Source organism: Prolixibacteraceae bacterium (assembly GCA_019720755.1).
Lineage (GTDB): Bacteria > Bacteroidota > Bacteroidia > Bacteroidales > Prolixibacteraceae > Halosquirtibacter > Halosquirtibacter laminarini.
The window spans coordinates 3,175,214-3,192,688 of sequence record CP081303.1 but is presented as its reverse complement, the minus strand read 5'-3'; the positions used below and the strand labels follow the sequence as shown (position 1 = coordinate 3,192,688).

Genomic DNA, 17,475 nt, shown 5'->3' with positions numbered 1-17,475 from the left:
TAAATTCTTATTTAATACTCACCATTTTAGCATCAGTGGATGCATTAAATTGGTGGTTATACATCGCTTCAACTGAAATCGATGGCCACTTATAATATCCTTTAAAACTTGCGTTAAAAGGAATTGTGATCGATACCGATTTATTTCTATTGATATTTAAATATTCACGAACTTCGTCATCCAAGATCTGCTGGAAAGTACATGATTCTGGAAGTACATCAGATCTATTTAAAATCTCAGCACCTGAAGGCATAGGAATTCTAAGCGCTAAATTTTTCAAATTCCATTTAGAGATATTCTTCACATATACCTTCAATTTGTAATCTTTACCCTGTACTAATAGTGTATCTTGAACTACTTTATCGTTATCATCTACTAGTACCACCCTTAATGATAATCCATTCGATGAAGCCTTTTGTGAGATATCCGTACGTTTAAATGATTTTGTTATAGCTGCAAACACAGGACTATTGCCACTATTCACCACCTCTATATTTTCTTTATTAGACCAAGTCCCTTGGTAGATAATATCTGTTTGTGGAGAGATATCTGTTTTCATTGTTTTCGAACCGATATTCACAGATAAACTAGAAGTCTCAACGTGATTGGTATTACTCTTCATAAAATCTTGTACTGCAAGAAGAGCAAAACTTGTAGTCTGTGTGCTCATCCATCGATCAGAACTTAATTCTTTTGATATTTCAACAGCAAGAGGGAAAGCAATATCTTCACGCCCTAGCATATTTAATGAAAGAAGTAATAATGATTTGTCTCTAAGTTGAGATCCAAAAGAGACATTCTTCTCCCCAAGAGGATATGTTACAGTAGACAGATCACGAAAATCAAATAGAGATTCAGCAGTATTCATTCTACCAATTTGAGCATATGCAGAAGCCAATAACCAACGGTCTGGTGTTTTTAATTCACGATCTTCTCTTAATCTATTCATCACTCCCAAAGGAGCCTCTCCCGCAAGAGATAATACAAATAAACAATAGGCTTGTACTGCTTTAGTCTCATCACTTCTCCAACGATTGGCCATAGACAATTGGTGTCGTGTCCATCTTTTAAGCATATCACCAGGAATAAAATATCCTGCTTTCTTAGCCATGACCAAGAAGTGTCCGGCATAACATGAGGCCCATTTAGAGTTATAGTTTGAACCAGGCCAATAAGAAAATGATCCATCAGAATGTTGAAATAGAAGAAGTCTTGAAAGTGCATTTTGCACATTTATAATCATCTTCTCTTTATTTTCTTTATTGAGTTGACTGCTTTGAAGTAACAAAAGCTGTGGAAAAACACTCGATACTGTCTGTTCTAAACATCCATGAGGATATACAATCAATTGGTCCAATCGTTTTCCTATATTACAAACCATCATAGTGGATGCACTCAGAACAAGACGTTCGCCTTCACAGTTATCTAACATGGATTTATTATCGCTTATCTTCTGCTTAGGATTAAGCTTTTTCCACACCGTTTCATATTGAATTGGATTTGAGTTATCAACCTCCATTTCGATCTTATATTGAGCATTATAATCACCACATTTTGCAGTAACGATAATCTCTCCTTTACCAGTAGTATTCGTTGTTTTTAACTTAAACGCTAAATCTTTCTCTTTTAAATTTCCCATCTCAGTACGAAGATCATCTGTACCATCAAGTTTTAATTCCCCCTTTACCTCAACGTGTACAGAGATTTTTCCTGTCATCTTTTTATTTGTAAAGAGAGTAATTGGAAGCAAGAATTTTTCGTTCAGATCTAAGGTACGTGGTGCATCGGCAAGTATCATTAAAGGGTCGACTACCTTAACCTGCTTTTGCGAAGAACCATAACTATCATCATTCGCAGCAATAACCATCACACGCACTTCCCCTGTATAAGCAGGAATTTTAAAGTGATGTTCTGCCTTTTCTCCTTTATCTAGATGGAATGGTCCAGCAAAAAGTACCACAGGTTTAAAACGTTTGGCTTTATTCTTCGATGGATCTTTAAGCATACCGTCTCCTCCAACAGGAATTAAACGGCCCATTTTACCAGCATACATACCAAGGATATCATCATAGAGGTCCCAAGTACTGACACGGAGAGCCAAATCTTGATTGAAGTAGTTCCAAGGAGATGGAGTTCTATAGTTCGTAATACCTAACAGCCCTTCATCAACTACAGCAATAGTATAATCAATTTCTTTTTTGTTCGCTTCCGACACTTTTATATGAATATCCTTTTTTGCGCGAACTTCATCATTGCATTCAATCTCTGGAGATAACTTAGAGTTTGGATCTTCAATATGAATTTTCTTGATACCATAAAGTCGAATAGGGCGATCATTCTTTACGTTCTGATAGGGTTGTATATATGTTACATAGAGATAGATATTTGGTGTCATCGTTTCCCCAGTAGGGATTGTCACAATAGTATTCTTCTCTGTGGTTTGCACCCATGATTGCTTAATCACACGCCCTCCCCTTTCAATTGATATCAAGGCATGGCCCCCATTTTCACTAGGAAACATTAAAGAGATATCTTCTCCTTTCACTAAACGATCTTTTTTCACGTTAAGCGATAGAAGGGTCTGTCCACTATTATCACTTTTCTCTCCTCCTGGCCAGTCACAGAAGAATAACTTTGAAACCGTATTGCCATTAGAAAGTTTTGCCACTAAAAGATACCTTCCCCACTCATTATTCTTCATTCTAAATGAAAAGGATCCTTTTCCTTGAGCTACATTAATCACTCCCCGCTTAAAAGGAGTATATTTTTGGTCGTCTACATATTTTGCTAATGAGGAGCTAGATTCTGCATTCCACCACCAAGAATAATCTACCTTATAAAGGTAATAACGAACCGTCCCTTTGGAATATTTTAACTGAGTGTTTAGTACAACTAGATCACAACGAATATCCTTTTCTGTATCGTAATAAGAACCATAACTTTGAACACCTGAAAGCTTTACACCACAGAATTTCTTAAAAGGATAGAAATCTTTGGACATAGTAGTTGTAGTAGCAGCGCCTCCATCCTCAAAGACACGGCTCTCTAAATCCATTGCAACCAAAGGTTCTTTTACATTTTTAAGATCTAGATCAAGCAACACTTTGGCCTTTCCAGACTCATCAGTTTTCCCTTCCCATGACTTGAAATAAGAAGAACGATTTGATGCAGCTTCATTTCTAAACCAATAGCCATGAAATCCTTTCAAATTAATGCTTTTTCTACGTATACGAGTATTTACGATCATTTTATGCCCTTTTGCAGGTGCACCATGAAGCCATTTAACATCAAAGTTTATTTGAGGCCTTTTAGATTCAATATACTTAGGTTCATTCTCCCATAAAATTTTCATCCGATTAGGGCGAATTGTCTCAATACGTAGAACTTTAGAGTAAGTATTACCAGCTACTTTCATCTTCAATAACCAGTTTCCAACTGGATCATCCACATTCGTTGCTGTACGATAAGAGATAATACTTCCTTTTTTAGTCTGAACATTTTTATCTTTCAACACCCCTTTTGAATCATACAATTCAAATATCACAGGATAATTATCTTCTAATTTCTTACTCTCATCTCGTATCACAGAAGATACATAGATAGAGTCTCCTGGTCTCCAAACATCACGTTCTCCATAAATAAAAGCAGAAACCTCTGATTTGTTATCATAACCGGAAACATTAAAATCACTAACCTCCTGCATATCAGAATTGATCTTTAAGAATCCCCAATCATTAAATTTCTTTGCAAGTACAAGACATCCTTCCATTCGAGTCTTTACACGTAGGAATCCATTCGTATCGGTTTCCCCTGTAGAGATAACTTGATTTTGAAAATTTAAGATCTTTATCTCTACCCCCTCTTTAGGTTTAGAAGAGAGCAGATCCGTTGCAGCAATATAATAGTTGTTATCCTCTTCTTTCTTGACAATAAGGCCAATATTCGAACTTATAACATATCTTGAAATAGCCTTCGATGGAGAGTAATAAGAAGGATGAGAAGGATCATCACTCTTACGCCAATTATAGAGATTATTTTTCGAATAGTAATTTGATTCACTCCAATTATCTCCATTCCAGAAGTCCTTATCTTGAACCTCTTCCAGTTTCATATCACGCAACTCCTGAAGGTTTTTACAAGGATAAATTGAATAGTTAGGACGAATGCCGATATTCACTTGATAAATTTCATTGGGTTTCACCTCAATGATATCAGGAATATTTAAAGCAAATGTTTTATACTTATTTACCTCTACTCCATCTAATGTCATCTTTCCCTCATAAACGATCCTTCCAAAACGCCTCACACTGCTTGTCGAAGAATTGAGTGATGTAGATTGAAGGAAAAAAGGAATATTTTTTTGAAATACACGCACAATACGAACATACACCGCATCTAAGTTTATTGCCCTGAATGGAATCTTAAATCCAGAAGCATTAGGGATAATATTTCCTTTACGCACAAATTGGACCTTCGGCTTGGATGGAGTAAAGTTAACTGCAATGGTTAATGATTTAACCATTCTCTTTCCTGAAAGACTTTTAATAGCACTATTCACTTTAAGATACTGCTCTCCAGCCAACAACTTATCAGGATAGACCACTAGTTTATTTCCCACAATAGAGGTCCCTAACTTACAACCTTTCAGGTAGATCAATCCTTTTAGATTCTGTTCAGGAGCTAATACATCTGAAAAAGTTAAGGTAATAACAGGAGACCCACCTGTCGATATGTCCATTGACTGAAACTTAAAGTCTCCCTTGATAGGAACCACTAATGTTTTGCTCCCCTCTATATCAATGTCTTTTGAATTACCGTTCCAGTTAAGAGTGAAGTTATATTCCTTAGATTTTCGAATTATATTGCTTATTTCAAAGTAGTGCTTCTGTCCATTATGATTCCATTTAATATCAAAGTCTCCCTTTTTTTCAATAGACAAAAAGTCCTCAACATCCCTTTTTTTAATAGCATCATTAAAGACAAATACTCCCTTACAAATCATTTTTGAGGGATTATTTGGATCGCATTCAAGACTCTGAACATCCACTTTAAAAGAGGTTACTAAAGTCACAAATTTAAATTTATAAGGCTTCACTTCACTTGCATTTGGGTAAAGCCTCTTTAAATCAAGAGTGACATCATATGCTGTACTCGGTTTAAGTTTTTCTGTGGGAGTTAAAACTAACTTCTGGTTTGCAATCCATTGTGATTTATAATTAAAGTTTGGAGATAGGTCAATTACCTTATCCAAATCAATAGATGCATCTTTTACAATTTCTGAAAACTCAATAACGATTGGACCTTGCGTACTAACATTATTAGTCGAAACAAAAGAGATAAGATTGGATATAGACTCTTGTTTATTCGACTCTTTCTCAGAATTACCACAACTGTATAGCAAAAAGAGAGCTACCAATAAGAGTAAATATGAACAGAAGGAATGTCTCATGGAATATTAATTGGAAACGTTTATACTTTCATAGAATAGAACAAATGTAATCATAATATATATGGTTTTACTTAACGTGCAAATATAATTTCAGAGACAAGTAAATCCCCAAAAAGGGTAAATCAACCGAAGCTGAGTTACCCTTTTAATAATTATTGAAGTCGAAAAAACCTTATAGTTCTTTCTTAGCAGTAGCAAGATGCTCTAACCAAAGGCTTACCACTTCGTCATAGTCAGCAAGACCTTTCATCAATGGAGTCACCTTATACCCCTCCTCTTGAAGAAGCACTTTCCAACTCTTATCCTCCACTTTATCTTTTTTAGGATCAAAATCAGCAGCCATATCATTGGTTGCATGATCCCCAGCAACACTCATCAATGGCATCAAAAGAATATTTTTAGACACCAATTGTTTTGCATCAGCAATCACTTCCGTAATGCCAGGTGTAGCCTCTACTGTTCCAACGATAAAGTTCTTATCTTTATCTTTAAAGAACTTCCCAACACGAGTATAACGATCATTTGCCTCATGTTTAGTACCATGCCCCATCATAACGACTGTTTGATCCTCTTTGGCAAATTTTTTAACCATTATATCACACAATTGCTTCATGTCATCATCTGTGTTCATAAGAGGTGTACCTAGTGGCATTTTAATTGTAGGATTATTAGATCTAAACTCTTCAACCTTTTTCTTAAGATCATTGAACTCTGAACCTGGAATAACATGTAAAGATTGTACAACAATCTTCTTATATCCAGACTCTTTCAATTTTTTCATTGCCTCTTCAGGAGAGTCAATATCTTTAAAAGGACCTACCCCGTTCTTAATTAACTTATTTCGAATGATATGAGAAGTAAAAGCCCATGAGATATCATCGTTAGGATATGCTTTCTTCACTTCTTCTTCAATATTCGCAAAGGACTTCTCTGGACCAGTGTAAGAAGAACCAAAAGTAACCAATAAAATTGCGGTTTTATCGTTTGTTTTTTTCGTTGGAACCATATCATCATCCTTTGAACATGACGCAAATAGTCCAGTAAGCAATGCTAAAAGCAATGCATTTTTAAAGAAATTTTTCATAAGAAAAAAAGATTAAGAATTAGTGAAATTTAAATAGGTGATGTAATGTATTTGACTCAATATCACCTCATTGATTTTTTTAAATGCTGTATATAAATATCAACCACTTCATCATAGTCACATAGGCCCTGAAGTAAGCAGTTTACTTGATATCCATCTCCTGTTAAAATAGTCTTCCAACTATCTGGCTCATCTCCTGCCATATCGTTTGTTGCATGATCTCCTGCGACACTCATTAAAGGCATTAAAAGAATATTTTTATGAGACGTATTTTTCAACTCCTCCTTCACTTGAACAATGGAAGGAGTAGCCTCCACTGTTCCCACAATAAAATTTGCTTTTTTAGCCCTTAGTACTTCAGTAAATTGAGTATATCTATTATTTGCTGGATGTTCAGATCCATGCCCCATCAAGACAACAGTTCTATTCTTGTCATCAAACTTTTGGATCAAGAGATCTGCTAGTTTTATTAAATCTTGTTGTGTATCCATTAAAGGAGTTCCTAGTGTTAAGATCATCTTTGGATTCTCTTTCTTAAAGTCTGACACTTTCTTCTTTAGGTCATGATATTCTGATCCAGGGATGACATGAAGAGATTGAACCGCAATATGAGAGAAACCGTCCTTCTTTAGAGCAATCAAAGCATCCTCTGGAGAATAGACCGCTTTAAATTTACCTATCCCTCTTTTATGAAGTTTCTTTCGAATAAATTTTGACGTAAATGCCCATGTTACCTCTTTGTTAGGGTAGGCTTTTTTAAACTCATCCTCAATATTCTGGAATGTCTTTGCTGGTGCTTCATACGAAGAACCAAAAGTAACAAGCAATATTGCTTCATGCTCTTTCTCACCAACACGATCCTTTACTCCACATGATGATACGATCCATAGAATCATCATCAACACAAAACATCTTTTCATTACAGTTTAGTTTTAAATATGACTTAATACAAGAACTATTAAATGATTAATTAAAATATAATTGCACCCCAGCAAAGTATGTCCTACCAGGGTTTAATGTGCTATAGTGATAACCATAAGGCTTATCATCAGTATAATCAAGAAGGTTGTCTATTCCGAGTTTTACATTACAGCGCCATTTATTGAAAGTCACCAGATGGTTTGTAGTGAAATTCCATAACATAAAGCCATCGACCTTCTCTTTTCCATAATATCTCTCTGACTGCCCTTTTCCTTGAATTGAATAATTAAAATCAACTAGTTTGGTATGACTTAACCATGCCAGTTGTGCAGTTGCTTGATGTTTACTAACTCCATCAAGAACAAAGTCTGTTTCCACATCTTTAGCATCCACAAAGCTATACCCAGTAGAGAACTTTAAGTGGGTTCCTATCGTCCAATCAAAAGCAACATCTACTCCTTGCGTAAGAGCTTCGTCAATATTTACCTGCTGTTTCGTAATCTTAACACCTAGCATATCTGCTTCATCCGTATTTGGAATGATCTTATAGTTAATCAAATTATGAACGTTATTGTGATACCCCGATATTGAGAAGTTCACATTTTTAAAGCGGAACTCTAAAGATGCATCTACATATTTACTCTCTTGAGGCTTTAAATCTGGATTCCCTAAGTATAAATAGTGAGAACCCATCCCCTCTTTTTCATAGTGATAATAAAGTTCTTTTAAAGTTGGGGCTTTAAAACCTTCTCCCCATGAAGAACGAAGTTTAACCCAATCGTTCCCAATCAGTGCAGATACTTTGGGGCAGATAATCGATCCAAATGCTTCATGATTAACCCATCTCAAACCTCCTACCAATGTAATAAATTGATATTTCCACTCATTCTGTGCATAGATAGAGGTCGTGAAAGCCTCTGCCTTATCCCCTTCAAAACGATATGGTGCTTCAAGATATTCATCCATATACTCTGCCCCCACATTCAATGTATTTTGAAAAGGCAGAGTAAAGACTCCTTTTAAATTATAGCTATTAAGACTTTGGTTTGTATTTAGTTGGACATCTCCATCATAAAATGTTTTCTGAAAAGACTCCCCATTATCATTATAAGCTATATTATACTTTCTATTATAACGATACTTATATTTGTAGTTATCAAAATAGCCTTCAAAAGAGAGCTTTGCTACATCAGAAAGTAGATACTCTCCATCTACTGAAAGATTCATATCAGTAAAGTATGAGTTATAACTTTTGTAATCCACAGGATACTTAACCTCTTTATCATAGAGAGAACCAGTAGTCCTAAATGACAACTTATCATTTGGTTTAAGCTCAAAAGATTGAACGAAGGATCTATCATCAAAAGCATTGGATGCCTTTGCTAAGGTAGGAACAGGATCTTTCTTTCCTTTTTTGATCATCTTTCGAGAAGGCTTTTCGTACTCACTAAGTTGCCATCCATCAGATTTTTTATATTGAACAGTAGAAGTCGAGGACCATTTCTTAGAGCGAAATGCAACTTGATTATTCTGACGTAGTTGGCCATAAGCGCCGATATAAGTATCATTATAAGCTGAAACTCCAAAAACAGGTTCTTTGGTGATAATATTAATAACCCCAGCAATCGCTTCAGATCCATATAATGAAGAAGAGGCTCCCTTTACCACTTCGATCTGTTTTACATTACTCAAAGGGATACGATTCAAATCATTGTTTCCACCCATATCCCCATACATCCTCTTTCCATTTACAAGAACAAGGATATAGTCGTTTCCTAAGCCATTCATCTTCATAAAAGAGCCCATTGCATTCGGTGAGAACGAAAGGGATGGGTTGACATAGGATAAAGTCTCTTCTACATTAGAAACTCCCATTAGCTCAATCTGTTTCCCACGGATCACCTCAGTTCTAACAGGAACACTCTCTAATCTATGACTTGTTCCTGTAGCAGTAACCACAACTTCACTCAACCCCTCTACAGAAGGGGATAGTTTAATCACAAACTCTCTCTTATTATTGAAATTGGAAATTGGAACGGATCTTTTTATAAACCCAATACAACTAAGGTTTAAAGTTTTACTTTTAATTTGAGTTGAAATATTTAATTGAAAATATCCTCTGATATCGGTAGAAGTACCCAATCGACTAGCATCTAAGACAATCTGTACACCTTGGATAGGAAGTCCGGTATCGGCATTTAATACTTTCCCCCGTAGAACAGTTTGATCTTGAGCAAAAAGCGATATCGTTCCTATAATAAAAACGAAAGTAAGAGAAAAAAACTTCGACATGATCGATATAATTAAGTTAAACTATAAACCAAATCATGCACCTACAAGGAAAGGAAAAGACAATACAATAAATGATAGAATGTCCCATAAAAGAACAGTCCTAAATATGTAAATTGCATAAAAACACTTCAAATCCCGAAAGTAAATGCTTGAATAATCATCTGGTAGGTCTTCTGGCTCAACTCCTTTATCATGCCTTCCCATAAAATTAATTACAGTGGCTGTAGTAATGATAAAATTAAAACGAGTATTACAGCTGCGGGTACAGCCTCGGATTTACACCGAGTTCCCTTACATCACAATGAACACATTATGATTACCAAAATCGATGCAAATATATGTAAACTATTTTAATTAAAAACAAAAACACACCACAAACTTCAAATGTTAATTAATATCATCCTTTTATTTCTCGATTACTTACATAGACACCAATAGATAGCAATGAGACAAAAAATAGAAGTAAAATAACAACAGAACTATAATTTGTATCTCCTAATAGCATCAAAGATCTTATCGATTTTGTTGCATGTGTTAATGGAAGTATATTGATAAAATTTCTCAAGATAACTGGCATGTTATCTAAAGAGAAGAATGTTCCACAAAGGAAAGTCATTGGAGTGATTACAAAGGTGTTAAATCTATTCATATCATAATGGGTATTCACAACCATCGCTGCGATATAACCAAAAGAGGCAAACAGAAGACAATTCAAGAAAACCACGAATAAAAGAGATAACGATAGATGAACTTGAATTCCAAATAAAAGGGTGATAGTCAAGATCAAAGAAGCAGCATACAGGCCTCTAAGTGCACCTGCAATGATATTACCTAAAGTTAAAAAAGACATCCTTACAGGTGCTGTCATATAGAACTCAAAACTTCGTTCATGAAGCTTTGATACAAGAATACGAATAGATACCGCATTAAAGCTAGTACCCATAGAAGATAGCGCAATAATACCAGGGACAATATACTGATTATAGGGATGTCCATCAATCACAACACCATGACCTAGCCCCCACCCAAAAGCAATAAAATAGAGCAACGGACTCATCACAGCAGAAGAGGTAATCCTAAAAAAATTGTTTCTAAAAAAGATAAATTCACGCCACAGTATTGTTTGAATTTCCATCATAATTTATGCCTCCTTACTAAAATGATAAAACACATCTTCTAATGTTAAAGAACGCACAGAGTGATCTACATCCAAACTATTTGCAAAGCTCTCGGCTTTCATACGATCTTTAAAAAAACGATACGCTATTTTAGACGTGGTTTCGTTATAACTTACCGTGGTAGATCCTACATATTCTTTCAACTCTTTACTACTACCCTGTACGACAATAGAACCATTTTTAATTAATACAATTCGATCGGAGAGCGTTTCGACCTCTTCAATATAATGAGAAGTAAGAATCACCGTCAATCCTCTTTTCCGCATCATTCCAATAATCTCCCATATCTTTCTTCTAGAGATAAGATCAACTCCAGTAGTAGGTTCATCAAGCACAAGAATCTTTGGATCATGAATTAATGCACGAGCAATCATCAATTTACGAGCCATTCCTCCAGAGAGACGTCTAGTAATTCGATTCTCATATTCATCTAGCCCCATCAATTTCAACAAATCATGGATACGTTGATCTCGTTGTTTTCCCTTGATACCAAACAATTTTGCAGCGAAGGTCATATTTTGCAAGACGGTAAGGTCTTTGTCCAAATTCATATGCTGGGGTACAACACCTATTAGTCTCTTTAATGCAATATTCTTTCTAGATATCGTTTTTCCATCCACCGTAATGGATCCTGATATTGGAATCAATAACCCAATAAACATCTGTATAAGCGTTGTCTTTCCAGCGCCATTAGGACCTATTAAACCTAAGAATTGCCCTTGTGGAATTTCAAGAGAGAAATTATCCACAGCAAAAAATGTCCCAAAAGACTTCGATACATTTTGAAACGAAATCCAACTTTTATCTATATTGCCATTTTCTTCTATCATCGAACTATTGATTCCGTTTTGTATAATGAACAATCTCCGCTATCGTCTCACATTGAAAGACTGTCTGATTTTGTTTAACAAATGAGAAGAGTCCTTGTTCCCAAATAACGCCATCATTTGTGATCTCTTCCACCAAAACAACCTCTATATTTTCTCTTTTAAATGCAGAAGAGAGAAGAGAGTACATCTCACGAGTACATCTTACCCTTAACTTTTGAAACGTTTCATAATACACTTCATAACGAGCTCGTACCTGATTATATTTCAAATGATCCGATTTCAGAATATCATTAAAACAACCTTTAAATAACAGATCCTCTGGAATGCCTTCAACCAAAGGTCCATGCGGATAAAAAAGCCATATGTTATCTGAAAGTTGTAATGCTAGATCTAAGTCATGAGAAGACAACAAGATGGAGATATTTCTAGATTTAGCAATATCTCGAAGTAGCTTCATCACCTCTATTCGTGCAGTAAAATCAAGAAAGGCCGCTGGTTCATCAAGAATGATTATATCCGTTTGCTGAATCAATGCTTTTGCTATAAATACTTTTTGTCTCTCCCCGTCGCTTAAAGAGGAGAGTAGATCCTCTTTTTTATGAAGGATACCACATTGATCGAGAGCTTCAATAATTAAGTTATAATCATGCTCATCTAAACGATTCCAACGACCATTATATGGACTTCTTCCAAGAGAAGCTATTTCGAAAACAGTTGCATTAGGAACCTCTATGCGATCAGTTAATACAACAGAAACTTTTTTTGATAAATCCGCATTAGAAATCTCAGAGATAGGAGTCATTCCATAAAAAACCTCCCCATCAAGTAAAGTTTGAAAACCAGCTAAAGTTCTCAATAATGTACTCTTTCCTGTTCCGTTGCTACCAATAATAGAGGTTAAAACGCCTCTTTTAAGAGACCCTATAAGTTCTTTGGCAACAACCTTTTGTTTCGGTCCTTTTCCATATCCGATTGTAAGATTATGAAAACTTAATACAGGTCTATTCATATCGTTCTCCATAAAAGTTACATTCTTCGTTTTTTCCAAATAATAGAAATTATAATAGGTGCACCAATAAATGCAGTAACAGAGTTGATAGGCAAAGTAGATTCACTACCAGGCATTCGTGACACCAAACAACAGAACAGAGTAACAACTCCTCCCATCAAGCAACACTCTAAGATCAGTAGGAGATGTTTACTCGTTTTTAAAATTAGTTTTGATATATGTGGAACTGCAACTCCAACAAAGATCACTGGACCACAGAAAGCGGTAACAAGTGCAGTCAAGACCCCTGCAAGAAAAATAATAGTCCTTCTTGTTCTATCTACATTTAACCCAAGGTTTTGTGCATAACGATCCCCCAAAGAGAGCAAATCTAAGGATTTACTAAAGAACAAAGTAGACAGACTACCAACAATCATTGCAATACAGAAACGAAACGATTGATCTAAATTTAGACGAGAGAAACTTCCTAATCCCCATAAAACATAACTTTGTATACTCTCCTCGGTACTATAGAATTTTAATACGCTTACAATGGCGTTAGTTAGATAACCAAACATTACCCCCATTATAAGAACCCCCAGAGTCCCATCCAAATGCTTTGATACATACAAGACAGTAAAAAGAACAATAAAAGCGCCAAGCAAAGAGGCCACAATGACAGCAAAATCACCCCAAAAACCAACGGAAGAGTATACGATATGAAAACACTGATCTGCAACCAACAGAACCAATGCAACACCAAGACTAGAACCTGACGATATACCAAGGACAGATGGACCTGCCAAAGGATTCCTAAACATTGTTTGCATCAACAGTCCAGAGATACCTAATCCCATTCCAGCACCAAGAGCTACAAGAGTTTGTGGAAGCCTTGTTTTTATCACAATTAACTCCCATACATTGTTTTCAACAGACAATCCGAAAAGAGAACGAATAACTTGATCTGCAGGGATTGAGATAGATCCAAAAACCAAATTCGCAATAAATAAAGCCAATAAAACGACTAAAGTAGCCAGAAGAATATAGATCGAAGCCAAAGAGTAATTTCTTTTATTACTATCGAAGTTTTTCATAAAAATAGGGTTGATAGTTCGGTAATAACTCAGGGTGGAAAAGATGAATATAGTCAGACAGAACAACCTGAGGTTTCATTGCATTCTCCTCATAAAATGGCTTTGATCTAATATTACACATAAAAACTTTATCATTTTTAAATGCATCAAAGTCTCCATAGCGGGCATCCTCTTTTAAAAGCATTTCTCTATTAAACCCTACAGGTTCAGGTAGAAGTAATCTCCAAAAATCTGCATGAATACCTTTCGAATATACCGTTTCAAAATCAAGAGGTCGAGCCCCTGTGTAATCGTCTTTAAAAATATATTCTGCACCTGCATCTCTAAAGTAGTGAGCATAAAAGCTATCCCCTCCAGGAACATACCAAGTACCTGATCTAAGTTTTCCAGAGATAACAGTAGGCCTACTCTTTACATTTTCAGTTAATCCTTTGAGTCTTAGATATTCTTTCTCGATATCTTTAAATTTCTTATCCGCTTCTTTCTCTTTTCCAATAAAAAGAGAGATAAACTTCACCCACTCGGCTCTTCCTAATGGAGTCTCTTCGCTATAGGCAGCCATTGGAATAAGCGGGATACCGAGTTGCTTTAAAGATGCATACCCACCCTTCTTAAAAGGAGAAACAAAGATTACATCGGGTTGAAGTGCAGCGATCATCTCTAAGTTAAAACTTCCCTGTTTACCAATACGCTTCACGACTCCAGAACGAACTCTTCTATTCATCTCCTTATGAAAAAGATGGCGACTACTATTAATCGCAACAATGGGATCAAGACAATCTAATGCAAAAAAATAGGTCAATTGGGTTGAAGATAAGCAAACAATTCTCTTACAAGGAATTGGTATTACAGGTAAATTGGCTTTGCTTTGCTCAACGGAATAGAAGTTTCGATCTACCAATCGGAAATGATCTTCTACTTTATGATCCTTTTTTTTGGTAATCACGCTACAATCATAGCCATGTTCTCCTTTCAAAACAATGAAATTCTCTGCAAAAGATTGTTTTAAAGTATCTAAACCCTCTCTCCTATAACTTTTACGACTACCACAGCTGCTTATTAGAAGCATTCCACTCACAAGGAGCAACCAAACAGATGGAAAAAATGATCTCATAATAATAAAAATAATGTTCGCTCTGCTTTACCCTCGAGCACAAACGAAGATGAATGAAATAAGGCAGGTCTCCTGACTTCCCATTAATGTTTATCGCCTTCCCCTGAGAAATATAGAGTGACATGTAGAATAAACATCAATTACATATGGATTACAGTAGCGGGGACTGTTCTGGATTTTCACCAGATTCCCTTTTCAGCTGATTCAATAGAATAAGAATCATGCAACCTTAATAATGCAAAGATAGGTTTTTCCTTAAGCCATAAAATAGAGAAGTAATTTTTTTGATAAATTCAATTTAATATATTGACTACAATACGCTGAAATATCATCATACTTAAACTTTAGGTTGAAGTGCAAATTGGTCGAGATGAAGGTTATCAACAATAAACAGAAATGGTTAACAATTCAACAAAACACTAACTATCAATACATTAACCCCACAAACACAACTTAGCTTGTCCGTTTTACAAACAAATTAACACTCTCTTGTAAAATAAAATTCATTAGAATCCAGGAAGTCCCTGTTAAACTAAGTTCTCAAATACAATGTATATAGGATGATATTAAACCTAGGTTAGGATACATGTCGATTACCCTTTAGTTACCCTTTGGTTACTCTGGGAGTAACCAAAGGGTAACTAAAGGGTAACTAAAGGGTAACGAAGAGAGCCTAGAAGACAGGTCGAAGTATATTCGAGGGAAGAGAGTCGAGTAATAAAAAGCTCGTTGTTAAACCTATATTTCTAATCTATCATGTATGTACCTACAGAGCAACCCAAATATTTCACCTAATTACGATGCCCACAACAGTTTTCAAAAGAACAACGATATAAAATAGCGTGTTTAAAATGACTTTCAACTTAATAGAGATGTAAAACGATAGACCTCATGAGGTTAAAACAAAAAAAGAGATAACGCGATGTTATCTCTTTTTTTGAATATATAAGTCAACGAAACTTGTTTACTTAAGATTTGAATTGATTAGTGTTTCATGCTCTGGAATTGGGAAGAAATAGTCTGACTCCGTGATACTAGCTATAGAGAAACCTGCAACCTCTTTATCATGATTTTTATTAAATTCTTCCACTTTTTGACGACGAACCATGGTGATCCAAGTCTTATTTTCAAAAGCAAATTCCCACATACGCTCTTGTAGAACAACCTTATCAAATGAATCCATCGTTGCTCCATCTGCAATAATTCTAGTTACTTCTGCAGTACCATCATAAGCACGATGTTGGATACGACGCAATGCATCATAAGCTCTAGGAGTAGGACCTCCATTTGCCAAGTTGTCTGCCTCAGCAAGGATTAACAAAGCATCCGCATAACGGAAAACAGGATAGATTGTATTGGTTGTAACATCCTTCCAAGGAGAACCACCAAGATCTCTATATTTACCAACCCAAGTGTGCTTCTCTTTCGCATCAAGGCAATTGATATATTTAGATTCAGGAAGGCTTAGACCTTTTTTATTGAATTTAATCACATCATAAATAGTTTCCTTCTTACGATTGTCGTTTGGAAAGTTGTTATAGAACTCTGTTTCCACAACATAATCTTTCCATCCACCTTCTTCAGTACCTCTTAAACCTTTTCCTCCATAAGAAGCAAGATCACGTCCTAAATCATAGTTTCCATAAAAGAAGAAAATATGTTCTGATTTCTTGAAACGATTGTCCGCTTTCCATAGGTCAGCAAAATTGTCATCCAATGAATGACTTGCTGTAGAAATTACTTCAGCAGCTGCATCTGCAGCTTTCTTATAGTATTCGTTTCCTTTGTTCAAAGGATATCCAGCCATATTCATATAGACATAAGCTTTCAACATTCTAACAGCATCTTGATTTACTCTACCAAGCTCTCCTCGCTCTTCTGGAATTACTTTAGCAATCTCTAAATCAGCGATAATAAAGTTATAGATCTCCTCAGCAGTAGCATTCTTCACTAGTTTTGCTTCGTCACCAGTCAATAATTTTTCTACGATAGGACCTTTCCCCCAATAACTTACAATATTGTAATAAGCCAAAGCTCTAAGAAAATGGGCTTCAGCCATATACACCTCACGCTTGGTTGCATCCATCGCAATTTTCTCGATTCTATCACGACTACTAATCACATTATTCGCAGCACCAATTGCACGATACATTGCTTTCCATACAGCAGTGATATCATCGTTGTTTTCAGATACATTGAAATCATCAAACTCCAACATTCTCTGCTTATTCAAACCACGGATTGAAGTAAGCGCAGGATCTCCACAATTTAAAGAGAAACCTCTACCACTAATTCCACCAAAACGTGTATTATCTTTAAATATGTAGTTATAAATTGGAGTGATCGCCCCAACTAACTCAGACTCTTGTTTAAAATAAGTTTTTGTCTCAATGATTACTGAAGAGTCTTCTTCTAGTAAGTCACAGCTTGAAAAAGCTCCGCCTAGGAGCGTTGCTCCTAAGGCTAAAGTCAATATATTTTTTTTCATTCTTTTCATCTTAATCACAATTAATCGGAATCCCAAA

At 35.6% G+C, this 17,475-nt stretch carries 10 protein-coding genes and 2 riboswitches; all 10 genes read right to left on the bottom strand.

What is annotated here, in order from left to right; all coding sequences use genetic code 11:
• Nucleotides 1-7 precede the first annotated feature (7 nt).
• A complete protein-coding gene (locus K4L44_12570; protein QZE13414.1) occupies nt 8-5,449 on the bottom strand; it encodes an Ig-like domain-containing protein in 5,442 nt (1,813 codons plus the stop codon).
• Between the two features lie 172 nt (nt 5,450-5,621).
• On the bottom strand, nt 5,622-6,533 hold the full coding sequence (locus K4L44_12565; protein QZE13413.1) for a sirohydrochlorin cobaltochelatase: 912 nt from the start codon (nt 6,531-6,533) through the stop codon (nt 5,622-5,624).
• A 62-nt stretch (nt 6,534-6,595) separates the two neighbouring features.
• Nucleotides 6,596-7,453 carry a sirohydrochlorin cobaltochelatase gene (locus K4L44_12560; GenBank protein QZE13412.1) on the bottom strand — a complete coding sequence of 286 codons (858 nt, stop codon included), beginning with the start codon at nt 7,451-7,453 and terminating at the stop codon, nt 6,596-6,598.
• A 46-nt stretch (nt 7,454-7,499) separates the two neighbouring features.
• The gene (locus K4L44_12555) at nt 7,500-9,746 is read right to left on the bottom strand and encodes a TonB-dependent receptor (GenBank protein QZE13411.1); all 2,247 of its coding nucleotides are present in this window, start codon (nt 9,744-9,746) and stop codon (nt 7,500-7,502) included.
• 145 nt (nt 9,747-9,891) lie between these two features.
• Nucleotides 9,892-10,085: riboswitch (cobalamin riboswitch) on the bottom strand.
• 58 nt (nt 10,086-10,143) lie between these two features.
• Nucleotides 10,144-10,884: an ABC transporter permease gene (locus K4L44_12550; GenBank protein QZE13410.1), complete on the bottom strand. Its 741-nt coding sequence runs from the start codon at nt 10,882-10,884 to the stop codon at nt 10,144-10,146.
• Between the two features lie 3 nt (nt 10,885-10,887).
• Entirely contained in the window at nt 10,888-11,754 is an 867-nt protein-coding gene (locus tag K4L44_12545) for an ABC transporter ATP-binding protein (protein ID QZE13409.1), read from the bottom strand.
• 4 nt (nt 11,755-11,758) lie between these two features.
• The gene (locus tag K4L44_12540; protein QZE13408.1) at nt 11,759-12,775 is read right to left on the bottom strand and encodes an ABC transporter ATP-binding protein; all 1,017 of its coding nucleotides are present in this window, start codon (nt 12,773-12,775) and stop codon (nt 11,759-11,761) included.
• Nucleotides 12,776-12,780: 5 nt separating this feature from the next.
• Nucleotides 12,781-13,836 carry an iron ABC transporter permease gene (locus K4L44_12535; GenBank protein ID QZE13407.1) on the bottom strand — a complete coding sequence of 352 codons (1,056 nt, stop codon included), beginning with the start codon at nt 13,834-13,836 and terminating at the stop codon, nt 12,781-12,783.
• A complete protein-coding gene (locus K4L44_12530) occupies nt 13,820-14,950 on the bottom strand; it encodes an ABC transporter substrate-binding protein (protein ID QZE13406.1) in 1,131 nt (376 codons plus the stop codon). The genes K4L44_12535 and K4L44_12530 overlap by 17 nt, the downstream gene beginning before the upstream one ends.
• 44 nt (nt 14,951-14,994) lie before the next feature.
• A riboswitch (cobalamin riboswitch) is annotated at nt 14,995-15,197 on the bottom strand.
• A 717-nt stretch (nt 15,198-15,914) separates the two neighbouring features.
• A complete protein-coding gene (locus K4L44_12525; GenBank protein ID QZE13405.1) occupies nt 15,915-17,438 on the bottom strand; it encodes a RagB/SusD family nutrient uptake outer membrane protein in 1,524 nt (507 codons plus the stop codon).
• Nucleotides 17,439-17,475: the final 37 nt, after the last annotated feature.